Source organism: Amycolatopsis sp. cmx-11-32, assembly GCF_047608695.1.
GTDB lineage: Bacteria > Actinomycetota > Actinomycetes > Mycobacteriales > Pseudonocardiaceae > Amycolatopsis.
The window spans coordinates 421,983-446,139 of sequence record NZ_JADNQN010000006.1 but is presented as its reverse complement, the minus strand read 5'-3'; the positions used below and the strand labels follow the sequence as shown (position 1 = coordinate 446,139).

The window sequence follows — 24,157 nt, the reverse complement described above, 5'->3', positions numbered from 1 at the left end:
ATGCTCTCCCGCAGGGTCTCGCCTTCCGGCACCACGAGGTCGATCACCGACGGGTTCGAGGATCTCGATCAGCGAATAGCCGGAAAGGTCGATTCCGGTCCACCCGCCGAACAAGGTGAACGCGGCTTCGTCGGTCTCGGCGACGATCGGGGTCACGAGCGCGAAGAACTCGACGCTCTCGGATCGCGGCCGAATTACGCCGCCTGACGGCGGACGTCGGTCGAATGCCCATGATGAACACAGCTCGGCGTGTTTGGCGGCGAAGGAACACCGGTGTCCGCTGTGGCGACGGTTCGGCGAGGAACTCCTCGCCGATCTCATACCGGTTGTCGTACGTGATCTGCTGATCGAGGCCGAGTTCATCGCCGCACTGTCCTCGTGACCGCGGCCATCGCCGAAACCCGCGTCGACCCCGAGGGCGCCGATGCGCCTGATTGTCGGGATGGCCATGCCGAAAGCGCGGGCACGGACGAAAGGAAACCCAGCGGCGACCGGAACGGTCGGCGAGGTCTCACCAGCCGGGTGGCGGCGCCGCGCGACCGGTGCCGCCACCCGTACCGGATCAGCCGAGTTCGCGGAGACCAGGGACGACCTGTTCGGAGAACGAGCGCAGGAAGCGCTCCTGGTCGTGGCCGGGGCCGTGGAAGACGAGGTGGTTGAAGCCCGCCTCGACGTACGGCTTGATCTGCTCGACGGCGTCGGCCGGGTCGGACGTGACGATCCAGCGTTTCGCGACCTGCTCGATCGGCAGCGCGTCCGCGGCCTTCTCCATCTCGGCCGGGTCCTCGATGCCCGCCTTCTGCTCCGGCGTCAGGGAGAGCGGTGCCCAGAACCGGGTGTTCTCCAGCGCCTGCGCCGGATCCGGGTCGTAGGACAGCTTGATCTCGATCATCTTGTCGATGTCGCCGGTGCTCCGGCCGACCTGCTCCGCGCCTTCCGCGACCGCGGGCAGCAGCTTCTCGGTGTAGAGGTCCATGCCCTTGCCGCTGGTGCAGATGAAGCCGTCACCCTGCTTGCCGACGTACTTCGCCATCACCGGACCGCCGGCCGCGATGTAGATCGGCACGCCGCCCTCGGGACGGTCGTACACGGTCGCGTCGGTGGTCTGGTAGTACTCGCCTTCGAACGTGACACGCTCTTCTGACCACAGTTTGCGCATCAGTTCGATCGCCTCGCGCAGGCGCGCGAACCGTTCCTTGAACGCGGGCCATTCGATGCGGGCGACCGCTACCTCGTTGAGCGCCTCACCGCTGCCGACACCGAGCAGCACCCTGCCGGGGTACAGGCTGCCGAGGGTGCCGAACGCCTGCGCTACCACGGCCGGGTTGTAGCGGAAGGTCGCCGTCAGCACACTGGTGCCGAGAACGACCCGCTCGGTGCGCTCGCCGACCGCCGCCATCCACGCGAACGAGAACGGCGCGTGCCCGCCCTGGTGCCGCCATGGCTGGAAATGGTCGCTGACCATCACGCTGTCCAGCCCGACCTGTTCGGCGAGCACGGAGTACTCGACGAGGTCGCGCGGGCCGAACTGTTCGGCCGACGCCTTGTAACCGATCTTCAGTGCCATCCGGGTCACCGCCTGGGCTCTTGGGGTTGTTCCGCTCTTCACCTTGGCACAGAGTCGATCAGGTCCGCCCATGCCTCGACGAGGCGGAGGGTGTCAGGAACACCACTCGGATGACGGGAATGCGACCGCAACCAGAGGACTACTTGCGGCTCGGCGGAGCGCGCAGCAATTAGAGGACTACTTGCGGAACGTGGAAAGGCCCCGTACCCACCCTCGCCTTCCGGGACCGGCACGTGGTGATGAGCTGTGCCGTTTGCGCCGTCACCTGTGCGTCGTGCTGGGCGGAGTTGTGATCGGGGAGTCGAACCCCACGCTGCCCGCCACGTGCCAGGAGGTGAGCCGGTGAACCGCCGGCTCTCGGCTTGTGCCCGCTTCCCGGAGGGCTACCTGCTTTCCACGTTCAGTCCAGGAGGTCGGTCTCCCAGTTGGTGCGCTGGATTTCGACGTCGACCACCCGGATCTCCCCCGCGACCCGATCCGCGCGGGACCGCAGTTCCGCGACCGGGAGCGCGGAGAGATACCGGAGTTCCGAACGGAGCTGACGTCCGTAGCCGCCTTGGTTGCGGCCCGCCGCGGCGTCGGCGGCCGCGGTGAGGACGCCGTGCCGGAGCCGGAGGACGTCGCGGCGCGCGATCGCGTCGGTGATCGTGCCTTCCCCGAGCGGGGTCGCGGCGTTGGTCCGGTTGATCCGCTGGATCAACGATTCCAGTTCGCCCAGCGCGGTTTCGGCGTCGACGAGCAGGGCGGCCGCGTTCTCCGCGGGCTCCTCGCCCTCTTGGTGCCGCGCGTTGTCGACGATCCGGGCGCGCAACGCCTCCACCTTCTTCGTCGCGTCGGCGCGCAAAGCGAGCGCTTCGGCCAGTTTGATCCGGGACATGCCGGGAAGTATCGCCGAGATCGGCGGCCGAAGCATCCGGTTTTTCAGCCTGCCAGGGAATGCTTCCGGTAGTCCGCACCGGGCTCCGTGTACTCGAGCCCGTTCTCGTCCATGGCGTTGAAGACGGTGAACCGGCCGCGCGGGAAGACGAAGCCGAGTGCGACCATGCTCCCGGCCACGCCCTTGTACGTGGATTCGAGCAGTTCGACGTCCTGGAGCACCTGACCTTCCAAAGCGGACAGTTCGGGGTAGATGTCCTGCCGCCACCGGAGCGGGCTCGGTTCCGCCGGGTCTCCCCAGTCCCATTCGGACCTGCCGTACGGGTCGATCGTGTTCCAGGTCAGGGAAAGCTCGTCGAACTTCCAGTGCGTGACCTCCAGCCGCTCGTCACCGAAGTCCACCACGACAGGCGCGTCCTGGAGCCACTCGCCGTATTCGACATACCAGGTCAGGTAAACGCACTGGAGCCGCTTGCCCACCAGTGCGCGCAACCGGTCCCCGTGTGCCCTCCGGATCGTCTTGAGCCCGAAGAGCCACACGGGTTCGTAACCCTCGATGTCGAAGAAAGCCATCAGGCGAGTATGCCGGTGATCAGCAGGAACTCGGCACTGGTTTCCCGGCGAGCCGGTCGTTGACGTAGGCCAGCGCGCCGGGTGCGCCCTGTACCGCCACGGTGACGTGTTCGCCGACGGGGATCCGGTCGTACTTGATCTTCACCCCGGCCGCGCAGTACTTCGCGACCAGCTTGTCGACCGGCGGGATCGGTGTCAGTTCGTCGAAGATCCCTTGGTAGAAGTACGTCGGCGAGCCCGGCTTGTGCCCGCCCATGACGTTCTCGGCGATCACCTGTTTCACCGCCGGGACGTCGAGCAGTTCCGGCACGGTCACGTAGTCGGCCATGCGACGGAACGCCTGCCCGACACTGAACCGGTCGATGCACTGCTTCCCGACCTCGACGAAAGCCGCCTTGCCGCGCGCGTTGAGCAGGGTCTCGAGGTCGATCTCCGGATACGCCCGGCTGAGTCCGACGGCCGCTCCGATGTAGACACCCGACAGCGGCCCGCCGTCGATCTGCCGCGCGATGTATCCCATGTCGGCCGGGACCCCGCCCGCCGCGACACCGGCGAACTTCAGTTCCGGCGCGTACGACGGCTGGATCTCGTTGGCCCACTGGCTCGCCAGCGCACCACCGGAGTAGCCCATCAACGCCGTCGGTGTGGCCGCGCCGTTCAGCCGCGCGGGCGCGAAGCGTTGTGCCGCACGGATTCCGTCGAGGACACCGTGCGCGGTGTTGAGCCCGGCCGTCCACTGTGAATCGGGGCCCTCGTAGTCCGCGGTGACGACGGTGTGCCCGGCGGCGAGCAGCGGCACCATCAGGGCGAGTTCCTCGGCGGGCAGGGCCAGCCCGGTCCGGAGCACGTACGAAGGCGCGCAATCGGTGGTGAGACCGTCCTGCGCGGTCTGGTACGAAACGAGCTTGCGCGGCCCCGGCGGTGGGACGAGCGGCTGCAGGACGGTCGCGACGTCGGCGATCGGCCTGCCCCGGGTGTCGGTGGACTTGTACTTGACCTGCCAGGCCCGGATCGGCAGCGGCAGGGCGAGCGCCCGGACGATGACCGGCCGGGAGTCGAGCACGGTGCCCGGTGCGACGTCAGGGAACGGCGACGGCTGGGCGTAGAAGGGATCGTTCCGGGGATTCGGTGGCAAATCGGCGGCACGGACGGGTGGTGCGGCGACCACCAGGGTGGCGAGGGCGACGAAGGCCGCGGCCAGGACGGCCATGGCGCGGCGCACATCGACGGTGACTGCGAACACGGGACCTCCAACTCAATACCGAGCGGTATCGAGTTGCCTCCCTACCATATGAGCCAGATCACAGTCAATGTCCGGAGTTCGAGTTCAGCGGGTTGTACCCTCCGGATTTATGGCCGCTTCCCGTCCTCCGCGCACCCGCCCGAGCCGGGCCGAAACCCGGCGGCGCGTGCTCGACGCGGCGACCGCCGTGTTCGCCCGCCAAGGCATCGCGGGGACTTCGCTCAACGACATCGCGGCCGAAGCCGGGCTCACCAAAGGCGCCGTGTACTCGAATTTCAGCGGCCGCGACGACCTGGTGCTGACGATCATGGAAGAGCACATCGTCGACCGGATGGGCGCCGCCACCGCGGTCTTCGACGAGATCGCCGATCTGAAGGAGGCGACCGCCGAGGCGGGCGCGCGGTTGCTGAGCGGAATCGGCACCGACGCCACCTGGCACCGGCTGCTGCTGGAGTACTGGGGCCTGGCGATGCGGGATCCGGCGATCCACGCGGGTTTCGCGGAACGCCGGGCCCGGCTGCGGGAGGCCATCACCCGCGCGATCCGCAAGGCCGCCGGGGCGCACTCGGTGGAATTGCCGCTTCCGGCCGAACAACTCGCTGTGGTGATCCTCGCGCTGTCCAACGGCCTCGCCGTCGAGCGCGGGGTGGACGCCGACGCGGTCCCCGAAACGCTCTTCACCGACGTCCTGCGGCTCTTGATCACGCCGCGCCCCACCTGATCGGCGAACCTCGCCCTTCCGTGGCACCTTGAAGGGATGCGAACCCGGATGCTCGCCGTCGCCGTCGACTGCCGTGAAGCCGAAGCGCTGGCCGCGTTCTGGAAGGAAGCACTCGGCTTTCCCGAAACCGAGCGGTGGACGGACGGCCACGGAGTGACTTACGTCGAGCTGAAGAGCCCGGACGTCCCGAGTCTTCTCTTCCAGCCGGTGCCCGAGGAGAAGTCCGACAAGAACCGGCTGCACCTCGACATCGCTCCCGTCGAACTCGACCAGCGCGAAGAGGTCGCCCGGCTCGTGTCACTCGGCGCCAAGATCGTCGACGACCCCGAGGCGGACCCTTGGGTGGTCATGACCGATCCGGAAGGCAACGAGTTCTGCGTCCTCCCCCGGCGCTGAAGCGCCCGGTCCGGAGTGGACTCAGGCGGCCTTGTCGTCGGCTCGGGCCGCGGGCCGGGAGTGCAGCCCGAGCATCTCCAGCAGCATCCGGCAATCCGTCGCGTCGCGGGCGTTCGCGACCACCGCCTCGGTCGCCTTGCGCAGCACCACCGCGCGCACGGCCGTCGCCCCGCCTTCGACCAGTTCCCCTGCCGGGCGCAGTTCCTCGTACGGGTTCCCCATGACCCCACCTCCGTCTTCCCTGTCGTTGATACCCGATCCAGGCTGAGAAGACCCCCTGTCTTCGTGCGGTCCCGGTGGGTTTCTCCCTAGAATGGCGCCATTCGGACGAGCGGACGGAGCGGGGAACTGATCACCGAGTTACGCGGGGAGATCGTGATCCTGACCCCGGTCACCGAAGCCCACGTCCCGGAACTGCGCCGAATCCGCGGCACGGCCGAGGTCAGGGCGCGCTGGGGTTCGGTCGAAGACTCCCCCACCTGGCCGTTCGACGATCCCACGACGGCCCGCTTCACCGTCCTGGAGGAGGGTGTCGTCCGGGGTTTCGTCCAGTACGGCGAAGAGGACGATCCGATGTACCGGCACGCGTCGCTCGACCTCTTCCTCGACCCGGCGGCGCACGGCCGGGGGCTGGGCACGGACACCGTCCGCGCGATGGCCAGCCACCTGGTGCACGAACGCGGACATCACCGGCTGGTGATCGATCCCGCAGTGGACAACGACGCCGCGATCCGCTGCTACAAGTCCGTCGGCTTCCGGGAGGTCGGGGTGCTGCGCCGCTACGAACGCGACACCGAGGGCGACGGCTGGCACGACGGGCTGCTGATGGATTTGCTCGCCGAAGACCTCACGTAGCGCGTCAGGACGACTCCGATCAGCACCACCGCCATCCCGGCGAGCACCCGTGGGCCGAGTTCCTCGTCGAGCACGATCGCGCCCAGCGTGACCGAGACGACCGGCAGCAGGTAGCCGACGGTCGCCGCGGAGGTCGCGCCTTCGTCCTCGATGAGCCGGTAGTTGAGGTAGAAGGTAATGCCGGTGCCGAAGATCCCGAGAACGACGACGGCGACCAACGCGGTCACGTTCAGCGGCCCGGTCGGTGAGGCGTCGAACGGCAGCGCGAGCGCGCTCAGCACGGTGGCGGTCAGCAACTGCGCGGCGGAGAGCGCGATCGGGCCGCCCTGCCCGACGAGTTTCCGGCCCAGGTAAGCGAAAGCGATGGCGTAGCTGATGCCGGCACCGAGCAGGGCCAGCGTCCCCCAGCCGAGCAGGCCGCTCTTCTGCCAGGGCGCGAAGATCAGCAGGATGCCGGCGAAACCGAGGATCAGCCCGCCACCGCGGATCGCGGTGATCCGGCGTTCGCTGCCGATCCCGATGCCGATCAGCAACGACCACAACGGGGTCGTCGCGTTCATCACGCCGGCGATGCCGGAATCCACGGTCAGCTCACCGATGCCGAACAACGCGAACGGCAGGGCGTTGCAGAAGAAGGCGGCGACGAGGAGCCTGCCCCAGATCCGGCGCTCACGCGGAAGGCGTTGCCCGGCCCAGCGGCTCAGTACGAGAAGGACGGCCGCGCCGAGTGCGCAGCGGATGACGGTGACCTGGATGGGCGAGAGCCCGGCCAACGCGAGTTTGATCCAGAGGAACCCCGATCCCCACAACAGGGCGAGAACGCCCATCCGGACGAGGGTTCCTGGCGCGCCGATGCTCACTTCGTTCCTTTCGCCGGGCCGCTCGATACCTCTCCAAGCTGCCTCGGACGACTCATCAGGACAAGTGAAAAGATCTACACCGACGTTAAGCGGTCCTACATGTTCCGAAGGGTCACGGTCGTGGCCGCCGGGAAAAGACGACCACGACCGGCAAGCGAGGAGATCAATACTCGCCCGGTTGTTCGCAAGGCGGAACAGGGCCTGCTCACATTTCGCGGTCGCGCATGATCCACCTCCCTTTCGACTGGTGCGCCGGTGGGGAACGGGCGCGTTCTCGCACAGTTTGGGGGCTGTCTTCGCACCTCCGTATACCCGGTGGCCGTCTTGTGACCCATGTAATGGGAAGGTTGTCTCACGCGGAGCCGTTCCGCCCAGCGGCGGTTCGGCAGATGGCCCTGCCGGCCGTCGCGCCGTTGTGGCACGATCTGCCGCGGGCAGGGAGAAAGGTGCTTCTGGTGACCGAGAATTCCGGCTCGGCCAGATCCGGGGAGACCGGGAAAGCACGGGCGGAACCCAGGCCGGTTTCGACGGCCGCGTGGGCTTTCGGACGCGCGCTGCGCCAACGGCGGCAGGCCAAAGGACTGGCTTTGCGCGAGCTCCAGAAACTCGCCTATGTCGACAAGAGTCTCATCAGCCGGGCCGAACGCGGCCTGACCCCGCCGAGTGCTGAATTCGCCGAAGCCTGCGATCGCGCGCTGGAGGCGGGCGGGACGCTGATCGTGCTCGCCGAAGCCGCCCGCGCGGAACCGTACGTTCATCTTCCCCCGCCACCGAGTCATTTCGTCGGCCGCGAAGAGCACTTCGCCCTGCTCGACGAGAAAGCACTCGCCGGACCGGCCAAAGTGGTCTTCGTGGCCGGGCCGCCCGGAGTCGGCAAGACCGCGCTCGTGCTGAAATGGGCGAACCGGCGGCAGGAGGAGTTCGACGGCGTTCTCTGGTCGGATCTGCGTGGCTACGCGGCGGGCTCACCCGCGCAACCCGCGGACATCCTCGACGACCTCCTCCGCTGCGTCGGCGTCCGCCCCGACCGCATCCCCGCCGAGGACCACATGCGGCTCGCGCTCCTGCGCGGCCTGCTGCGCGGCCAGCGCACCCTCGTCGTGCTGGACAACGCCCTCGACTCGCACCAGGTGCGGCCGGTACTGCCCGGCACCCCCGACACCACCGTGCTGATCACCAGCAGGCGACGGCTTTCGGGACTGGTCGTCGGCAGCGGCGCGGTCCAGGTTTCCTTGGACCCGCTGGAAGAACTCGAAGCGACCCGGCTCATGGCAGACCTCATCGGCGACGAACGCGCGGCGAGCGACCCCGAAGGCGTCAACAGGCTCGTCCGGCTGTGCGCGGCACTACCGCTGGCGGTGAACATCGCCGCCGAACGGGTCGCCACGCATCCGCATCAGAGTGTCGGCGACCTCGCCCGCGAACTGGTCGCCGAGGGACGGCGGCTGGAACTGCTCGCGGTCGACGACGACGCCGTCGGGGTCCGGGCCACCTTCAGCTGGTCCTACCGCGCGCTCGAGGCCGACACCGCCCGCATGTTCCGGCTGCTCGGCCTCCACCCCGGCCCGCGGTTCACCGCGGACGCGGCGGCCGCGCTCGCCGGGCTGCCCGCACACGACGCGCGACGGCTCGTGGACAAACTCGTGCAGGCGCATCTCGTCCAGCAGGTCGGCGCTCAGTATTACCGGTTCCACGACCTGCTCCGCGTCTACGCCGCCGAAGAAGCCGCCTCCGAACAATGGCGGGAAGAGCGGCAGGCCGCGGTATCCCGGCTGACCCACTGGTACCTCTACGCGGCCAACGCGGCGAGCTGGACGCTGACGCCGGCCCGCGATCACCACATCGACCTCGGCCCCGCCCCCGAAGGTGTCGAGCCGATCCGGTTCGACACCTTCGACGAGGCCTACATCTGGTGCGCGTCGGAGATGCCGAGCATCACCGGCGTCGCGCGGCTGGCGCTGGACCACGGGCTGTACGAGATCGGCTGGCGGCTGCCGGTGGAGATGTTCGACTACCACCTGCTCGGCAGGCCGTGGCAGACGTGGATCTCCAGCCATGACGTCGCGATCGAGTCCGCGACGGCGGGCGGTGACCTCGGCGGGCTGGCGTGGTCGGCGATCAACCTCGCCGAGGCGCACCGGCGGCGCGGCGACCTCGACCGTGCGCACGAGCTGTACGGCCAGGCCGTCGACATCTCCGGCGAGATCGGCGAGAATCCGAGCCTTGGCTGGGCGCTGGTGGGGCTCGGCAATATCGCGCACGAACGGGAGGACTACGCCGAAGCCGTGCGGCTGATCGAACAGAGCGTGGCGGTGAACGCCCGGATCGGCTACCAGCTCGGTGAAGCGACCGCGCGGGTCCACCTCGGCCGCGCCTACCGCGACCTCGGTGAACGAGACCTCGCCCTCGACCACGGGCTTCGCGCCTTCGACGCGTATGCGAAGGACGCCGACCAGCACGGCATGGGCTTCGCGCTGGTGCCGCTCGCCAGGACCTGCCGCCGCTTCGGTGATCCGGAGCAGGCGCTCGGGTACTGCGAGCAGGCGCTCACCGCCTACCGGAACTGCGGCGACGTCTGGGGCCAGGCCGACGCGCTCGACGAACGCGGTTGCGCGCTGGCCGCGCAGGGGCGCACCGAAGAGGCCATGACGGTCTGGCGCGACGCGCTCCAGCTCGTCATGGACCTGGACGACCGAAAGGCGAGCGTGCTGCGCGGCCGCCTCGAAGGCGCCGCCTAGAGCGGGGAGCTGAAGGGGACTTTCCCCGCATGCGATGCGGTGAAAGCGCCCTTCACCGCATCGCATGCGGGCATGGTCCCCTTCAGCTCCCGCCGTCTAGAGCTTCACGGGCAGGTTGTGCAGGCCGCGGGTGATGGCGCTCGGCCACCACACGAGCCGGTCTTCGGGCACGGTCAGCGTCATCGACGGCGCGCGGGCGAACAGCGTCTCCAAAGCCGCGGACGCCTGCATCCGCGCGAGCGCGGCGCCGATGCAGATATGCGGGCCGAGCCCGAAGGCCACGTGCCGCACCGGCCGCTCGCCCGGGCGGAAGGCGAGCGGTTCGGGGTGGACCTCCGGGTCGCGATTGGCCGCCAGCAACGACAACAGGATCGGGTCGCCAGCCTCCATCCGCTGCCCGGCGAGTTCCATCGGCTCGGTGACGAAGCGCCAGCTGGTGTTCTGCAGCGGGGTGTCGCGGCGCAGGACCTCCTCGATGACGAGCGTCAGATGGGAGCCGTCGTCGCGGGCGCGGGCCGCCTCCTCGGGATGGGTGATGAGGGTCAGCGCGGTGGAGGCGATGAGACTGATCGTCGTCTCGTGCCCGGCGATCAGCGACAGGAACGCCGTCGCCGCGACCTCTTCTTCGGTGAGCTTGCCGTCGGCTTCCTGCGTGAGCAGGTCGCTGATCAGGTCCGCGCCGGGTTCGGCGCGTTTCCGGGCGACGACGTCGGCGAGCAGTTTGTCCAGGTCGTCGGTCGCCTTGAGCATCGACGGCATGTCGGTGACGTCGCCGGCGGCGACCACCAGCGCGGGCGGGCGGACCTCGTCCAGGAGGCTGTCCGGGATGCCGATCAGTTCGCAGATCGACCGGATTCCCAGCGGGTACGCGAAATCTTCGACGAGATCGCCCTCGCCGCGTTTCAGGATCGGGTCGAGCAGCTCGTTCGCGAGCTGATGTGTGCGGTCGCGCATGTGCTGCAATCGCCGCGGGCCGAACGCGCCGGCGCAGGCCTTGCGCAGCCGCGCGTGTTCGTCGCCCTCGACGTTGTTCATATGCCCGATGAGCGTCGGCCGGTGGTCGGCGGGCAACCCGAGATTGGCCTTGCGCCAGTGTTCCGCGGCCACGGACGGGCATTTGGACAGCCGGGGGTCGGCCATCGCGGAAACGACGTCCGCGTGCCGGGTCAGCAGCCAGGTCCAGGTGTCGCCGGGCAGCGGAAGCCGGAACGCCGGGGCGTTCACGCGCAACCATTCGTAGGCGGGCGACGGATCCCTGTCGAACTCCGGGCCGAACAGCACAGGGACCGCGGTGTCGTCGTATGCGGCATCGGACATACGAGCCACCCTGCCAGTTTGAGGCGGTTTCGCGTCCGGCGAACGCAGGTATTGGGCTGTCTCACGCGATCGTCAACGCGGTCCCCCTGTCACCCCCTTGTGGTGACCAGCAAGATCGAAGCGGGTGCGGTGCGTAACGGATGGAGGTGGCCCTCGTCAGCGAGTTGGGCAAGCAGGTCTCCGAGCGGCCCGGCGGTTCGCCACGGAGTTTCGCCGACACCGTCGGTCTCGCCGCCGCCCGCGTCTGGCGGCTTCGTGGCCGAGCCTCGAACACCCTGCGGCATCCGGCGGGGTGGGAACTGTGGCGCCTGCCGCCCGCGGCGGTCTTCTGGATGCTCGGCACCGAGATCGCGGTCGCGATCTGGGCCCTTTACAGCGCCTTCAAGGTCACTGTCACGACCACGGACCTCGTCCGCTTCGGCGTGATCGCGGGCTGTGCCGTCTGGTATCTCATCCAGACCCAGCATCCCGAGGAACAGCGGCGCGCCGACGACCGGCGCGGTGAGCACATCGACCAGACCGCCGTCTGGCTGGGCAGCGCGGCCGTCCTGCTGCCGCCGACGTTGTCGCTCGCGCTGCTGCTGATGGTGCGCGTGCAGCGGTACTCCATCGCGCACAAGGCGATGACGACGTTCCTCTTCACCACCGCCGCGCACGCCGCGTCCATGCTCGGCGTGCACACGATCACCGAACTGACGTCGCTGCACACCTGGCTCGCATCGGGCACGCTCCCCCAGCGAGCGGGCGACATCGTGTACGCCGCCGTCGCGCTGGTCGGCACCGCGCTCTGGTACTTCGGGTCGCAGACGCTTCTGATCAGCATCGCGCGCGGCCTGGCATGGGGCGGCTGGCGGCGGCAGAAGCTGGTCGGCAGCTGGGCGGACAACGCGGACTTCGTCTACGCGCTGCAACTCGCCGCGTGCACCACGATCCTCGGCGCGGTCAACATCGCGCTGGTGCCGCTGGTGATGATCGGCGTGGCGCTGCGCTCGACCCGGCTCTCGCAGGCGCTGGCGGACACGATCGCGCGCAGCCAGCGCGACCGGAAGACCGGGCTGCTGACCGAGGAGTCCTTCCACGCCCCGGCGGCGTTGCGGCTGCTGGAAGATCAGACCGACCGGCGGCCGACGGCGTTCCTGATGCTGGACCTCGACCACTTCAAGCAGTGGAACGACAAGTACGGGCATTCCGGCGGCGACATCGTGCTCGGCTGCGTCAGCGCGGTACTCCGGCAGAACACGCGCGCCTCCGACGTCGTCGGGCGCTGGGGCGGCGAGGAGTTCGCCGTACTGCTGCCGGACACCACGCGGGTGGAGGCCATGCGGATCGCCGAGCGGATCCGCGCGGCCGTCGCCGCCACCGCGATCACCGGCCTGACGGAACTCGCCAGCGGGCACGCCACCAACGAACCCCGTGCGGTGGGGCCGACCTACGGGTGCACCGTGTCGATCGGCGTCGGGCTCTCGCCGGAGAACTCCACGGACTACGGCGAGCTCTTCCGTGCGGCGGACTCGGCGATGTACGAGGCGAAGCGGGGTGGGCGGAACCGGGTCGTGCTGGCCCGTTCGGCTTTGGCGGTGAATCCTCCTTCACCGCGGGTTCCTGCGCCACCGTTGAGCCGGGCCGGGGACTCGCGGCGCGAGTGGTGAAGGACTGTCTTGAGTACGGGGCGATGGGGACTTTCGCCGCATGGCATGCGGGGAAAGCGTCCTTCACGCGGCGAGGTTGCGCTTCCCACGCCTTCACGCGCCGCCGTTGTGAGGTGACCGACTCGGTACCGGCGCCCCCAAACACCGATGTCACGTATGAGACGTAACCGTCCCATACGTGACATTCGGGGCACCTCGGACGACCCGCGTCAGCGGCGGGTCACGAGGCGAGTCTCGAGCAGGTCGTCGATCACCCTGGTCTCCACGACGGCCCGCCGCTCGAACGCGGAACCGCGCAGCGGCCACAGCGCGATCAGCACGACGCCCACCGCGGCCAGCGCGGCCAGCACCAGTGCGGCGACGAACTGGGCGGCGCCGTCGGTCGCCGTGCTCAGCACCGCGAACCCGATCAGCACGAGCGCCGTCGGCAGGACAGCGGCCATCGCCACGATCCAGGCGGGCGTGCGGCGCAGATCCCGGCGCAGGGTGGTCAGCCAGGCGGCGAGGAGGCAGGCGAACGACGCGCCCAGAAGGCAGGCGCCCGCGGTGTCGCTCAGCCGGTGCCAGCCCAGCGCGATGGTCGACGACGCGACCCAGGCGACGGCGACGCCGCCCATTCCGATGATCACCGGGCGGAACCGTTGGGGCAGAACGAAGGCGAGCGCCATCAGGATCGCCATGGCGGCGCTGACGTGTCCGCTCGGGAAGCTGTTGTGGGCCGGTCCGTAACCACCGTCGGGCAGCTCGGGGCGTTCGAGGACGTACAGCTTGAGCAGCTGCGCCGTGATGAGCGGAAGCACGAGGACGCTCAGCGCGGGGACGAGGAGGCCTGGTCTGCGGCGAAGCGACGCCAGGGCGACCAGGATGATCGCGGCGATGCCGAGCACGAGCACCATGTCCTGCTCCCGCAGCGGGCCCGCCCAGTCCATTGTGGACCACCGGCCGGACTGCGCGCTGCGGACGACGCCGTTCTCCGCGAGCTGCCCCGCCGACGTGTGCACGAAGAGCACGTACGTCACCACGAACGCGACGGCCAGTCCCAGTCCGGTGACGAGCTGGAACACGGCCCTGGACAGGGTGAGCCTGGTCTCGGCGTGCCGTCCCGGCTGCGGACGGTGGGTGTGGGCGGGCTTCGCTTCGTGGGTGAGTACGGCCATGCATCTCACTGTCCCCACGCCGTTTAGCGATGACGTCCGGACAATGTCATGGTTCTGCTACAAGATCGAGCCGAGTCGCACACGCGCGGAGATATCCGAATAATGACGACGTGGCAAGTGTCCTTTTGATCGAAGACGACGCGTCCGTCCGGGAGGGTCTGGAACTCGCGCTGCGCCGTCAGGCGCATACCGTCCACACCGCCGAAAGCGGTGAGCTCGGGCTGGAGAAGCTGCGGGTGTTCCAGCCCGACATCGTCGTGCTGGACCTCATGCTGCCCGGAATCGACGGCTTCGAGACCTGCCGCCGCATCCGCGCCGCCGGTGAGGTGCCGATCATCATGCTCACCGCCCGCAGCGACGATTTCGACATCGTGGCCGGGCTGGAGGCGGGCGCCGACGACTACGTGGCCAAGCCGATCGAGCCCCGCGTGCTCGACGCCCGCATCCGGGCGGTGCTGCGGCGCGCGGTGAGCGAGAAGCCCGCGAACGCCGACGACACCGCCGCCGAACGGCACGGCCGCCTGGTCATCGACCGGGCCGGGCTCGTGGTCACGAAGAACGGCGAGCCGGTCTCCCTCACTCCGACCGAGTTGAAACTGCTGCTGGAGCTGTCGCGCACGCCCGGACAGGTCTACAGCCGCCAGCAGATCCTTTCCGCCGTGTGGGATCACGACTACCTCGGCGACTCGCGGCTGGTCGACGCCTGTGTCCAGCGGTTGCGCGCGAAGATCGAAGACGTGCCCGCGAAACCCGACCACGTCCAGACCGTCCGCGGTTTCGGGTACCGGTTCGGCCGTTCATGAGGCTGCTCTCCGGGCTGCGGCCGCGACTCATCCTCGCCTTCGCGGCGATGACGATCATCGGGGCGGCGGCCGCGGCGGGGGCCAGCTACGTCTCGGCCCGCAACGCCATCCTCGAAGCGGTCCAGGACGCGGCGATGAACCAGCTCAAGGACCGGGTCGCCGCCTACGGCCGCCCGCTGTCCACGCCGCCGACCCAGGAGCAGCTCAACGACTTCGCCGGCAGCCTGCGGTTGAACGCCGTCGCGGTCTACCGGGACACGCGGTCGGTCAACGGACCCGATCTGACCACGTTCTCCCCCGAACTGAGGGAGACCGTCGCCAACGACGAGCGGATCCAGTTCCAGCGCCTTGACCGCGACGCCATCCCCGAGCTTCTGGTCGGTATGCCGGTGCTGGCACGGCAGCCGAACGGGTTGATGGGGCGCAGCGGGCTCCAGGTGTACTCGCTCACCTCCCTCGGCCAGCAGCAGCAAGCCATCGAAGAGCTCGCGAAGTACGCCTGGCAGATGGCCGCGCTGGCCCTCCCGCTCGCCGCCGCGCTCGCGTTGCTGGCCGCCAGGCAGGTCCTGCGGCCGGTACGGGCGCTCAACACCGCCGCGGCCCAGCTCGGCGAGGGCAGGCTCGACGTCCGGCTGCCCGCCAAAGGGTCCGACGAGCTGGCCGAACTGGTCACGACCTTCAACAACACGGCCGCCGAGCTGGAGCGCACGGTCGGCGAGCTGCGGGCCATGGAGGCCGATGCCCGCCGGTTCGTGGCCGACGTCTCGCACGAACTCCGCACCCCGCTCGCGGCGATGAACGCGGTCACCGACGTCCTGGACGAGGACGCGGAGGCATTGCCGCCGGACACCGCGGTCGCCGCGCGGCTGGTCTCCGGCGAGACCCGCAGGCTGACCCGGCTCGTGCAGGACCTGGTCGAGATCTCCCGGTTCGACGCGGGCCGCGCCGAACTCGTACTCGACGAATGGGATCTCGCGACGGCGATCCGCGACAGCCTCGACGCCCGGGGCTGGCGGGACGGTGAAGACCTGGTGACCGACCTGCCCGAGGGCGTCACCGCGCGAGTCGACCGGCGACGGCTCGACCTGATCGTGGCCAACCTCGTCGGCAACGCTTTCAGGCACGGCGCAGCCCCGATCGAAGTCCACCTGCGCGCCGAAGACGACGGCGTCACCCTGCGGGTCGACGACCACGGTCCGGGGATCGACCCCGAGGTCCTGCCGCACGTGTTCGACCGGTTCACCAAGGCGGACAGCTCCCGCGCCCGGTCCGAAGGCAGCGGGCTGGGCCTGGCGATCGCGTTGGAGAACGCCCGCCTGCACGGCGGTGACATCACGGCGGGCAACACCGGCCAGGGCGCCCGCTTCGTCCTGCGCCTACCGCATCGGGCCGAAGGAGGGACGCGATGAGGAAAACCCTTCTGACCGCCCTCGCCTCGGCGATGCTGGTGGCGGGCTGCGGCGTCCAGCCCACCGGCGTCATCCCGGCGGGACCGGGACCGTCGTTGCGCGCCACCTCGGGGCCGACGGTCGTCGGCGGGTTGACCTTGTACTTCGTCTCCGAGGGCCGGGTCATCCCGGTGACCCGGCCCAGCGAAGGCTTCATTTCCCCCGAAGGCGCGATCACGTTGCTGATGAAGGGACCGACGGAGCGGGAAGCCGCACAGGGACTCACCACGTTCATCCCGCCCGAGATGGGACGGGTCGAGGTGTACTCGGGCGACCCGGCGTCGATGGTGCTGCCGTTCAGCATGCGAAAACTGTCCAACCAAGCCATCAACCAGCTGATCTGCACCACGCTCGCGGCTGCGACGGCGATTGGACGGGCTGCACGCTCCCAGGGAGTGAACGTGACCTCGCCGGACGGGCAGATGTACTTCCAATCCTGCAAAGCGGACTGAACTCGTCACTCACAGTGGTCATATTAAAGCGCTTCTTGTGTCTGTACGGCTGTGAGCCCTGTTTGGTTCACCGATCAAGGTAACTGTGGGCGAGCACACTCGTGCGTGACATTGCCGTGTCCTTTTCGTAATGTTGCCCGGAGCTCGCGGCCCCCGACGCGAGTTCCCGTCCCCGAATTGGTGAGTGATCAGAGAAATGGCCGGCAGACATCGCAAAACCCATGCCCCGAAGTGGAAGCTCCCCGCGGGTATCGCGGCGGCGGTCGCCACGGCGCTCCCGGCGTCGATGTGGCTGACCACCGTGGGTTCCCCCGACGTCGAAGCGGCCAGTGCCGCGCTCGCGCTGCAGGCTCCCCCGGTCTCCAGCGTGACTCCCCCGCCGTCGGCCAGCAGCACCCCGCCCTCCAGCACGACCACCCCGCCCCCCTCGACCACCGCGGCTCCCCCGAAGCCGACGACGTCGAGCAAGGCCCCCGCCCCGGTGAAGAAGACCGTGCCCGCGGCGACGGCGTCGTGTTCGACCAGCCTCGCCGGCACCAAGCCACACGTGGCCCAGGTCGGCAACCACGTCAAGGCGAAGTTCGGCGTCAAGGACGTCGGCGGCGTCGCCGGCCGCGCGAACGCCAGTGACCACCCCTCCGGCCTCGCGCTGGACTTCATGGTGGACACCGCCACCGGCAACGCCATCGCCGACTACCTCCTGGCGAACCAGAAAGACTTCGGCGTCGCCTACGTCATCTGGCGTCAGCGCTACAACGACGGCAGCGGCTGGGACACCATGGAGGATCGCGGCGGCGCGACCGCCAACCACATGGACCACGTCCACGTGTCGTTCTCCAAGAGCGCCAAGGTCAACGTCAGCTGTTAACGACGTCGAGCGGACCGCTCGCCGGGCTGGACCACAGGCCGTCCCATGACCTCTTCCACGCCTTTGACGGCGAGCCGGTCCGCTCGCTCGTTCTCCGGGTGCCCGGCGTGGCCCTTGACCCAATGCCATTCGACGTCGTGCTGTGAAGCGGCTTCGTCGAGACGGCGCCACAGATCGGCGTTCTTGACCGGCGTCTTGGCCGAGGTCATCCAGCCGTTGTTCTTCCAGTTCCGCACCCAGCTGGTGATGCCGTTCCGGACATACGTGCTGTCGGTGTAGAGGTTCACCGTGACCCGGCGTTTCAGGCTTTCCAGCGCTTCGATGGGCGCCGTCAGTTCCATGCGGTTGTTGGTGGTCGGCCCGGCTTCCCCGCCGTAGATCTCCTTCTCGACGTCGCCGTACCGCAGCACCGCTCCCCAGCCGCCGGGGCCGGGATTCCCGCTGCACGCGCCATCGGTGTAGATCTCGACTGCTGCTTCCGCCACCGGGACACCCTAGCGATTGGACGGGCTCAGTCCGGCAGCAGTGGCACCCACGGCTCCTCGGCCTGCCCGAGGTGGACCGCCCGCGTGATGGACTTCGCGCCGAAGCGGTCCCGGACGGTGTCGAGTGTCGAATCGAGCGCGTCCCTCGGCTTCGCCCCGAACGGCAAGGCCAGCTGAATCGCGTCGTCCTTCGTCAGGTTCGTCAGCGCGAGACCGATCAGCGTGAGCCCGCGTTCGTCGATCAGCGGCCGTGCCGCGGCGAGCAGGTCGCGCGCCGCCGCGACGATCGCGCCGGTCTGTTCGGTCGCCTCCAGCAGGGTGTGCGAGCGCGTGGCCTTGGTGAAGTCGGCGAACCGCATCCGCAGCACGACCGTCCGGCACACGCGATGCGCCGCGCGCAGCCGCCGGGCGAGGCGATCGGCCAGCGCCAGCAGCATCGCGTCGAGTTCGGCCGTCGTCCGCGGCCTGCTGCCGAGCGCGCGCTGCGCCCCGATCGACCGGCGACGACGACCGGTCTGCACCCGCCGAGGGTCATCGTTGTGGGACAAGGCATGCAGGTGGGCTCCGACGCCGCGGCCGAGCATCCGGACGAGTTCCTTCTCCCCGAACCCTTCCATCTGCCCGACCGTCGTCACGCCGCGCTCGCGCAGCTTCCGCGCGGTCACCTTGCCCACACCCCACAGCCGCTCGACCGGCAGCGGGTGCAGGAACTCCAGTTCCCCGTCGTGCGGCACGACGAGCAGCCCGTCGGGTTTGGCGACACCGCTGGCCACCTTGGCGAGGAACTTCGTCCTGGCGACGCCGACCGTGATCGGCAGGCCGACCTGCTCCAGGACGTCCTTCCGCAGTTTCGCGGCGATCTGACTCGGCGTGCCCGCGATCCTCAGCAGCCCGCCGACGTCGAGGAACGCCTCGTCGATCGAGATGTCCTCCACCAGCGGTGTCGTGTTGCCGAAGACCTCGAAGACCGCCTTGCTCGCCTCCGAATACGCGTGCATCCGCGGCGGGACCACGATCGCGTCCGGGCACAGCCGCCGCGCCTGGCCGCCGCCCATCGCCGTGCGGACGCCGAACGCCTTGGCCTCGTAACTGGCCGCCAGCACGACACCGCCGCCGACGATGACCGGCCGCCCGCGCAGGCTCGGGTCGTCACGCTGCTCGACCGACGCGTAGAACGAGTCCAGGTCGGCGTGCAGGATGGGGCCCTCGATCGTCATAGAACACATGTTCGCATTTGGCGGCCTACCAGCCAAGACCCCCCGCTTCAGTCGAACGGTGGACCAGGCTGGGACGCGGTCGTTTCACCCGACCGACGAACGCGCGCGGCGAGGACCGACACGCGTGCGGAGGAAATCCGTCACCGAGCGCCCGCCGGTGAGACACCAGATCGCGATGACCGGGTCGCAGATGGCGCAGCCGAACGAGGAATCGTCCAGGAACGGGATGATCGGGGCGCCCTTGAGGTGGTGCACGACGTCCCAGGCGGTGTGCAGCAGCCAGCCGATGCCGATGAACGTCCATGACTCGAGGCCGCGGTACGCCACGTAGGCCATCACCGCGGTGAAGACCGGTTCCCAGATGCCGAGCCCGCCACCGCTGGCGTAGGCCGCGCCGGCGCCCGCGATCATGATCGCGTTGAAGCGGCGGCGGCGCGGTTCGTGGATGAGCGACATCAGGACGACGTAGGTGAGGCCGACCAGGATCGGCGCGATGATCGTCATGCCTCGACGCTAGAACCGGACGGCGCCCGCCCCCAGTGGCGTGAACGCCGCCTTCCAACGGGATCTCGCCACGCGCGCGCTAGATTGCGGATATGCACACCGTCGCCGTGCTCGCGCTGGACCAGGTGATCCCGTTCGACCTGTCGACACCCATCGAGGTCTTCACCAGGACCCGGCTACCGGACGGGAGCGCCGGGTACCGGGTGCTCGTCTGCGCCGAACACCCGGACGTCGACGCCGTCCACTTCACCCTGCGCGCGCCGTGGGGCCTGGAGGCCCTGCGCGAGGCCGACACGATCATCGTCCCTGGCACCGCCGAACCGACGCTGCCGGTGCCGGAAGCCGTCCGCGACGCGCTCACCTCGGCCGCGGCGAAAGGCACCCGGATCGCTTCGATCTGTTCCGGCACCTTCATCCTCGCCGCCGCGGGACTGCTCGACGGCCTCCGCGCCACCACCCACTGGATCGCCGCGGACCTGCTCGCCGAGACCCACCCGGCGATCGACGTCGACCCGGACGTGCTCTACGTCGACAACGGGCAGATCCTGACGTCGGCGGGCGCCGCCGCGGGTCTTGACCTGTGCCTGCACCTGATCCGCCGCGACCACGGCTCCGCGATCGCGGCCGACGCCGCCCGCCTTTCGGTGATGGCACTGGAACGCGAGGGCGGTCAGGCGCAGTTCATCGCGCTGCGGCATCCACCGGCTCCCCGTGGCGCGGCGCTGGAACCCACTTTGCTTTGGATGCAGGAAAACCTCGCGCGCGACCTCAGCCTCGCCGACATCGCCGCACGCGCCGGCCTGAGCACCCGCACGCTGATCCGGCACTTCCGCGAACAGACCGGGACGACGCCTTTGCAGTGGCTGCACCGGACGCGGATCCGGCAGGCGCAGCATCTGCTGGAGACCACCCAGGACGCCGTCGAGCGGATCGGCGCCGAGGTCGGTTTCGGTTCGCCCACCTCGTTCCGTGACCGGTTCAAGCGCACGACCGGCGTCAGCCCGGTCACCTATCGACGCGCTTTCCGTTGAGCGGGAACGGTTCTTGCCGGTAGCCGGGCTTCACGGCGGCAGGCTCACGCTGTCCGGAATCTTGTCGTGGGACCAGTACGACACCGTGTACAGGGTCGAGACCGGCGGCGTGCTCCGGCTCTGGCGTATCCGATCCTGTGCGTGCTCTTGTCGGTACTGGGCAGAAGCTCGTACTACTCGGCACCGTTTCTGTTGCTGCCTGCGTTGGCTCGACCGGACTCGGCAACGGACACGGGCTGGTCTCGACGGTCGCCGAGGTTCGGTCACAGTTCCCGGGTTGGGGTGTTGCCGAAAAACGACAACGAGCCGACAGTGGCCGCAAGAGCCCTGACTGTCGACCATCGTCGCCAGTGAAGCCAAGTGACCATCGATACCGGGGAACCCGACCACATCCGACTCGTGCAGTCACCAAAGCACGCCCCTGAAGGCCATTGCCGAAAATCGGCAATGAGCCGTTTCGAGTAACGGTTCGCGACGCTGTGTGATCTTGGGGTCAGGCCGGGCAGCGTCCGCATGTGAGCGAGGGACCCCTGCTACGAAGTGGTCTTCTTACAGATCAACTTCACAGAGGTCCCGCGTCGATGAGTGTTACATACACGGCTGCCCTGGAGGTATCCGAGGACAGTGTTCTGTTCCTGTCCGGTTTGCCGCACGCAGAGCGTGTCCGGCGTGGTACCCGCGAGTAGTGCACCTACAAGCAGGCAGTGCTGGTGCTGCGCTGGTTTCTCGATGACACCCGAATGTCTGCTCTGGCAAGGGATAACGGCATCGCACTGTCGACCGCGTACGAGTACCGCGACGAGAGCGTCGAGGTACTCGCCGTGCGCCGACCGTCGCCGCGTGGGGCATTGCCGGCGGCCAAGGCAGCTGGTCACTCGCATATGCTCGTGGACGGCACGCTGATCTATACCGACCGGATCTCCACACCTGGCCCCACATCCGGGGTGGACTTGTGGTGGTCGGGCAAGCATCACCATCACGGTGGGAACATCCAGGTCGTCTCCGCTCCGGACGGGTGGCCACTATGGACCTCGAACGTGCGGCCCGGTCGCGAGCACGACACCAGCGCCGCCCGCGCCGATCCCGACCTACCGGCCGGGATCACCGATTGGATCAGCGACGGCGCCCACGCACTGGCCGATCTAGGTTACGAAGGCGAACCCGAAACCTTCACGATTCCATTCAAGAAGCCAAAAAACGGGGAACTCACCGTCCACGAGCAGGCCTGCAACGCCCTCCGCGGCGCTCTGCGCTGTCTCGGCGAACGAGCTGACTCGCTACTCGAAACCACCTACAAAACCCTCCGCCGCTACCGCGGCCGCCCCAGGCGCCTCAGCGACATCGCCGCCGCCGCACTGATCCTGCTCCACCACGAACACGGCCACACCACATGACCACCACCATTGTCACGCAACGCAACACGACGTTGCGCGGAAGGCCTCAATGGCCGACAGCGCCGCAAAATCCAAAAGTGTCGGTGGTCGGTTGTACGGTTTTGTCCGTGGATACTCACAACGCCACTGTGGCGCTTCTCGAGGACCTAACCGATCCGAGTATTTTGGAGGATATCAACACTTCTGTTGGGTCCCTGGATGACAGGGATTCCGTCGCTGTCGCGCAGGCCGCGTCCGAGGGCATCGCACGCCTGGAAGCGATCCGGTTCCGCGCCTTGGCCCAACTGAATCGCCACCGGGACGGAGCGAGAAGCGTGACACAGGAAATCGCCTTCGTCTGTCCTTTGTGGACAATAACGCCGCCGCGATGGTCGCCGCCGCCGACGCGTTGACCACCCGCCTGCCCCGCACCCTGGACCTCACGGACCAAGGAAAGGTAAGTGGCTTCGGGGCGATGAAGGTCGCCGCGGCCACGGCGTGGCTGTCCGACGAGAACGCTCTCGCCGCTGATGCTTTGCTGGAAAATCGCCTGCCGGGGAAAAACTCTGACCAGATCCGGAAGGCGGCGGGTCATGCGGCGACAACGGTCGACCGTGAGGGTGAGGACAAGCGGTGCGAGCACCACCGCGGAGGCCGCCGGCTCGCGGTGCGGCAGGGCGAGACAGGGGTGGCGTCGATCGAGATCGAAGACGGCCCCGTCGAGAAGGTCAATGCCGCTTACCGTCGGATCGACCGTCAAGCGCGGGCACTCAAGACTGGCGACGACACCCGCACCCTCGACCAATTGCGCGCCGACGTCGCCCTCGACCTCCTGCTCAGCGGTGACGGCGGGACGAGCGAACGCACGGAGGTGTTTCTCTACATGGACCTGTTCACCTACCTCGACCTCAACAACGACCCCGCGGAGATGGCCGAACAAGGCCACATCCCCGCCTCACTCGCCCGGCATATCGCGACCGGCCCGAACACCGTCCTGCGCCGCATCATCACCGACCCACTGTCGGGACAGGTCACCGACCTCGCCCGAACCCGATACCGGCCCACCGCGGGCCTCGACGAATACGTCCGAGTGCGTGACCGCGAATGCCGAAGAGCCGGCTGCCACCGCCCCGCCCAAGCTTGCGACCTCGACCATTCCGTGCCTTGGCACTTCGGCGGCAACACCGACGCCGCCGACCTCATCAGCTTCTGCCGCCGCGACCACCGACTCAAAGACGAACCAGGCTGGACCTACCATCTCGCGCCCGACGGCACCCTGACAATCATCACGCCGACCGGACAGACCTACGACAGCACGCCTCCACCACTCCACGAACCCCGCCCGAAAGCACTCCAGACCGAAAATCCGCCACCGTTCTGATGGCAGTACCGGGAAACGGCCACACCGTCGGCGGAGCGGACCTCGACAACGGACCTCAACGGCAACGGCCCATCACCAGAAACCGGCCACCTGGTGTCCGACCCGAACAGGTCGCACCACCGCTGAGGTAACGCCACCATTCCGAGCCACTACCGAGAAACGGCGCTATCACGCGAGCAAACCTCGGCGCAGGACCAACGATGGCGCTCCCGCCACCGCTGCGACCCGTTACCGGAAACGACCACCTGCCGCCCCTGTAAGTGGACTCCGAGGTCGACGCCCTCACATCGTCACGACCCAGCAGGCAAGCTGCCGCGACCGTTCTGAGCCATTCCCGAAAACGACCACGCTTTTATCGCGGGAGACAGACCTCGGCACGGACCGGCGACAGCGGCCGACATCGCCGTGCCCAGCGACGCTTGACATCTACCCGCACACCCCGCCGACAAGCCGCCACCGAACCGCTGTTGCCGAAAAACGACCACCTGCTGCCCCCGCCCGAGCGGGGTCTCAGGGGCGACGATCTCGCATCGTCAAGACCCTGCCGACAAGCTGCCGACACCCTGTCGAGCCGTCACCGAAAAACGGCCACAGCCCCAGACCCCGTCCGCCGACCCCGGTGAAACCGGCGTGAACACCTGGT

General features: G+C 68.5%; 23 protein-coding genes and 2 pseudogenes. 14 read left to right on the top strand and 11 right to left on the bottom strand.

What is annotated here, in order from left to right:
• Both ACM6LR_RS21760 and ACM6LR_RS21755 read left to right on the top strand, forming a co-directional pair.
• Positions 1-207, top strand: coding sequence for a hypothetical protein (locus tag ACM6LR_RS21760; protein WP_414937829.1), 207 nt, complete (start codon positions 1-3; stop codon positions 205-207).
• 46 nt (positions 208-253) lie between these two features.
• Positions 254-382 (top strand): hypothetical protein, encoded by a 129-nt coding sequence (locus ACM6LR_RS21755; protein WP_414944391.1) that lies wholly within the window; start codon positions 254-256, stop codon positions 380-382.
• A 180-nt stretch (positions 383-562) separates the two neighbouring features.
• Here ACM6LR_RS21755 and fgd read toward each other — a convergent pair whose 3' ends face one another.
• From fgd to ACM6LR_RS21735, 4 genes are all read right to left on the bottom strand, one after another.
• Positions 563-1,567 (bottom strand): glucose-6-phosphate dehydrogenase (coenzyme-F420), encoded by a 1,005-nt coding sequence (fgd, locus tag ACM6LR_RS21750; protein ID WP_414937828.1) that lies wholly within the window; start codon positions 1,565-1,567, stop codon positions 563-565.
• Positions 1,568-1,967: 400 nt separating this feature from the next.
• The gene (locus tag ACM6LR_RS21745; RefSeq protein ID WP_414937827.1) at positions 1,968-2,444 is read right to left on the bottom strand and encodes a DIP1984 family protein; all 477 of its coding nucleotides are present in this window, start codon (positions 2,442-2,444) and stop codon (positions 1,968-1,970) included.
• A gap of 44 nt (positions 2,445-2,488) precedes the next feature.
• Positions 2,489-3,016, bottom strand: coding sequence for a hypothetical protein (locus tag ACM6LR_RS21740; RefSeq protein WP_414937826.1), 528 nt, complete (start codon positions 3,014-3,016; stop codon positions 2,489-2,491).
• 19 nt (positions 3,017-3,035) lie between these two features.
• Positions 3,036-4,259 (bottom strand): lipase family protein, encoded by a 1,224-nt coding sequence (locus tag ACM6LR_RS21735; RefSeq protein ID WP_414937825.1) that lies wholly within the window; start codon positions 4,257-4,259, stop codon positions 3,036-3,038.
• A 109-nt stretch (positions 4,260-4,368) separates the two neighbouring features.
• Between ACM6LR_RS21735 and ACM6LR_RS21730 the strand changes: the two genes are divergently transcribed.
• Both ACM6LR_RS21730 and ACM6LR_RS21725 read left to right on the top strand, forming a co-directional pair.
• A complete protein-coding gene (locus ACM6LR_RS21730) occupies positions 4,369-4,980 on the top strand; it encodes a TetR/AcrR family transcriptional regulator (RefSeq protein ID WP_414944390.1) in 612 nt (203 codons plus the stop codon).
• 36 nt (positions 4,981-5,016) lie between these two features.
• Positions 5,017-5,376 (top strand): VOC family protein, encoded by a 360-nt coding sequence (locus ACM6LR_RS21725; protein WP_414937823.1) that lies wholly within the window; start codon positions 5,017-5,019, stop codon positions 5,374-5,376.
• Positions 5,377-5,397: 21 nt separating this feature from the next.
• On the opposite strand, the gene ACM6LR_RS21720 is transcribed toward ACM6LR_RS21725, so the two are convergent.
• The gene (locus ACM6LR_RS21720) at positions 5,398-5,598 is read right to left on the bottom strand and encodes a hypothetical protein (RefSeq protein ID WP_414937822.1); all 201 of its coding nucleotides are present in this window, start codon (positions 5,596-5,598) and stop codon (positions 5,398-5,400) included.
• A gap of 153 nt (positions 5,599-5,751) precedes the next feature.
• On the opposite strand from ACM6LR_RS21720, the gene ACM6LR_RS21715 reads away from it, so the two are divergent.
• Positions 5,752-6,231 carry a GNAT family N-acetyltransferase gene (locus ACM6LR_RS21715; protein ID WP_414937821.1) on the top strand — a complete coding sequence of 160 codons (480 nt, stop codon included), beginning with the start codon at positions 5,752-5,754 and terminating at the stop codon, positions 6,229-6,231.
• Here ACM6LR_RS21715 and ACM6LR_RS21710 read toward each other — a convergent pair.
• The gene (locus ACM6LR_RS21710) at positions 6,156-7,091 is read right to left on the bottom strand and encodes a DMT family transporter (RefSeq protein ID WP_414937820.1); all 936 of its coding nucleotides are present in this window, start codon (positions 7,089-7,091) and stop codon (positions 6,156-6,158) included. The genes ACM6LR_RS21715 and ACM6LR_RS21710 overlap by 76 nt on opposite strands.
• Before the next feature lie 455 nt (positions 7,092-7,546).
• Between ACM6LR_RS21710 and ACM6LR_RS21705 the strand changes: the two genes are divergently transcribed.
• Positions 7,547-9,829, top strand: a complete 2,283-nt coding sequence (locus tag ACM6LR_RS21705; protein WP_414937819.1) for an ATP-binding protein — start codon at positions 7,547-7,549, stop codon at positions 9,827-9,829.
• A 96-nt stretch (positions 9,830-9,925) separates the two neighbouring features.
• Here the strand turns inward: ACM6LR_RS21705 and ACM6LR_RS21700 are convergent, their stop codons facing one another.
• Positions 9,926-11,146 carry a cytochrome P450 family protein gene (locus tag ACM6LR_RS21700; RefSeq protein WP_414937818.1) on the bottom strand — a complete coding sequence of 407 codons (1,221 nt, stop codon included), beginning with the start codon at positions 11,144-11,146 and terminating at the stop codon, positions 9,926-9,928.
• Between the two features lie 140 nt (positions 11,147-11,286).
• Here ACM6LR_RS21700 and ACM6LR_RS21695 point away from each other — a divergent pair, with 140 nt between their 5' ends.
• Positions 11,287-12,795 (top strand): GGDEF domain-containing protein, encoded by a 1,509-nt coding sequence (locus ACM6LR_RS21695; RefSeq protein WP_414937817.1) that lies wholly within the window; start codon positions 11,287-11,289, stop codon positions 12,793-12,795.
• A gap of 209 nt (positions 12,796-13,004) precedes the next feature.
• On the opposite strand, the gene ACM6LR_RS21690 is transcribed toward ACM6LR_RS21695, so the two are convergent.
• Entirely contained in the window at positions 13,005-13,952 is a 948-nt protein-coding gene (locus tag ACM6LR_RS21690; RefSeq protein WP_414937816.1) for a phosphatase PAP2 family protein, read from the bottom strand.
• A 110-nt stretch (positions 13,953-14,062) separates the two neighbouring features.
• Between ACM6LR_RS21690 and ACM6LR_RS21685 the strand changes: the two genes are divergently transcribed.
• The 4 genes from ACM6LR_RS21685 to ACM6LR_RS21670 all read left to right on the top strand — a co-directional run bounded on the left by ACM6LR_RS21685 (position 14,063) and on the right by ACM6LR_RS21670 (position 17,523).
• Entirely contained in the window at positions 14,063-14,755 is a 693-nt protein-coding gene (locus tag ACM6LR_RS21685; protein ID WP_414937815.1) for a response regulator, read from the top strand.
• Complete coding sequence (locus ACM6LR_RS21680) at positions 14,752-16,164, top strand: ATP-binding protein (RefSeq protein WP_414944389.1); 1,413 nt, start codon at positions 14,752-14,754, stop codon at positions 16,162-16,164. Before ACM6LR_RS21685 ends, ACM6LR_RS21680 begins: the two co-directional genes overlap by 4 nt.
• A complete protein-coding gene (locus ACM6LR_RS21675) occupies positions 16,161-16,655 on the top strand; it encodes a hypothetical protein (RefSeq protein ID WP_414937813.1) in 495 nt (164 codons plus the stop codon). Before ACM6LR_RS21680 ends, ACM6LR_RS21675 begins: the two co-directional genes overlap by 4 nt.
• Positions 16,656-16,851: 196 nt before the next feature.
• Entirely contained in the window at positions 16,852-17,523 is a 672-nt protein-coding gene (locus ACM6LR_RS21670; protein WP_414937812.1) for a hypothetical protein, read from the top strand.
• On the opposite strand, the gene rnhA is transcribed toward ACM6LR_RS21670, so the two are convergent.
• From rnhA to ACM6LR_RS21655, 3 genes are all read right to left on the bottom strand, one after another.
• On the bottom strand, positions 17,520-18,008 hold the full coding sequence (rnhA, locus tag ACM6LR_RS21665; RefSeq protein WP_414944388.1) for a ribonuclease HI: 489 nt from the start codon (positions 18,006-18,008) through the stop codon (positions 17,520-17,522). The two genes, ACM6LR_RS21670 and rnhA, sit on opposite strands and share 4 nt — an antisense overlap.
• Positions 18,009-18,034: 26 nt before the next feature.
• Positions 18,035-19,225, bottom strand: coding sequence for a DNA polymerase IV (gene dinB / locus ACM6LR_RS21660; protein WP_414944387.1), 1,191 nt, complete (start codon positions 19,223-19,225; stop codon positions 18,035-18,037).
• An 84-nt stretch (positions 19,226-19,309) separates the two neighbouring features.
• On the bottom strand, positions 19,310-19,729 hold the full coding sequence (locus ACM6LR_RS21655; RefSeq protein ID WP_414937809.1) for a DUF6010 family protein: 420 nt from the start codon (positions 19,727-19,729) through the stop codon (positions 19,310-19,312).
• A gap of 92 nt (positions 19,730-19,821) precedes the next feature.
• On the opposite strand from ACM6LR_RS21655, the gene ACM6LR_RS21650 reads away from it, so the two are divergent.
• The 3 genes and pseudogenes from ACM6LR_RS21650 to ACM6LR_RS21640 all read left to right on the top strand — a co-directional run bounded on the left by ACM6LR_RS21650 (position 19,822) and on the right by ACM6LR_RS21640 (position 23,514).
• The gene (locus ACM6LR_RS21650; protein WP_414937808.1) at positions 19,822-20,760 is read left to right on the top strand and encodes a GlxA family transcriptional regulator; all 939 of its coding nucleotides are present in this window, start codon (positions 19,822-19,824) and stop codon (positions 20,758-20,760) included.
• A gap of 581 nt (positions 20,761-21,341) precedes the next feature.
• Positions 21,342-22,154, top strand: a pseudogene (locus ACM6LR_RS21645) (transposase family protein).
• A gap of 164 nt (positions 22,155-22,318) precedes the next feature.
• Positions 22,319-23,514, top strand: a pseudogene (locus tag ACM6LR_RS21640) (DUF222 domain-containing protein).
• Positions 23,515-24,157: the final 643 nt, after the last annotated feature.

What these genes read in the sequence shown, in the direction of transcription:
- ACM6LR_RS21760 (WP_414937829.1), top strand. Translation starts at nt 1, where the DNA reads ATGCTCTCCCGCAGGGTCTCGCCTTCCGGCACCACGAGGTCGATCACC.
- fgd (WP_414937828.1), bottom strand. Translation starts at nt 1,567, where the DNA reads ATGGCACTGAAGATCGGTTACAAGGCGTCGGCCGAACAGTTCGGCCCG.
- ACM6LR_RS21745 (WP_414937827.1), bottom strand. Translation starts at nt 2,444, where the DNA reads ATGTCCCGGATCAAACTGGCCGAAGCGCTCGCTTTGCGCGCCGACGCG.
- ACM6LR_RS21740 (WP_414937826.1), bottom strand. Translation starts at nt 3,016, where the DNA reads ATGGCTTTCTTCGACATCGAGGGTTACGAACCCGTGTGGCTCTTCGGG.
- ACM6LR_RS21730 (WP_414944390.1), top strand. Translation starts at nt 4,369, where the DNA reads ATGGCCGCTTCCCGTCCTCCGCGCACCCGCCCGAGCCGGGCCGAAACC.
- ACM6LR_RS21725 (WP_414937823.1), top strand. Translation starts at nt 5,017, where the DNA reads ATGCGAACCCGGATGCTCGCCGTCGCCGTCGACTGCCGTGAAGCCGAA.
- ACM6LR_RS21720 (WP_414937822.1), bottom strand. Translation starts at nt 5,598, where the DNA reads ATGGGGAACCCGTACGAGGAACTGCGCCCGGCAGGGGAACTGGTCGAA.
- ACM6LR_RS21700 (WP_414937818.1), bottom strand. Translation starts at nt 11,146, where the DNA reads ATGTCCGATGCCGCATACGACGACACCGCGGTCCCTGTGCTGTTCGGC.
- ACM6LR_RS21695 (WP_414937817.1), top strand. Translation starts at nt 11,287, where the DNA reads ATGGAGGTGGCCCTCGTCAGCGAGTTGGGCAAGCAGGTCTCCGAGCGG.
- ACM6LR_RS21690 (WP_414937816.1), bottom strand. Translation starts at nt 13,952, where the DNA reads ATGGCCGTACTCACCCACGAAGCGAAGCCCGCCCACACCCACCGTCCG.
- ACM6LR_RS21680 (WP_414944389.1), top strand. Translation starts at nt 14,752, where the DNA reads ATGAGGCTGCTCTCCGGGCTGCGGCCGCGACTCATCCTCGCCTTCGCG.
- ACM6LR_RS21675 (WP_414937813.1), top strand. Translation starts at nt 16,161, where the DNA reads ATGAGGAAAACCCTTCTGACCGCCCTCGCCTCGGCGATGCTGGTGGCG.
- ACM6LR_RS21670 (WP_414937812.1), top strand. Translation starts at nt 16,852, where the DNA reads ATGGCCGGCAGACATCGCAAAACCCATGCCCCGAAGTGGAAGCTCCCC.
- dinB (WP_414944387.1), bottom strand. Translation starts at nt 19,225, where the DNA reads ATGACGATCGAGGGCCCCATCCTGCACGCCGACCTGGACTCGTTCTAC.
- ACM6LR_RS21655 (WP_414937809.1), bottom strand. Translation starts at nt 19,729, where the DNA reads ATGACGATCATCGCGCCGATCCTGGTCGGCCTCACCTACGTCGTCCTG.
- ACM6LR_RS21650 (WP_414937808.1), top strand. Translation starts at nt 19,822, where the DNA reads ATGCACACCGTCGCCGTGCTCGCGCTGGACCAGGTGATCCCGTTCGAC.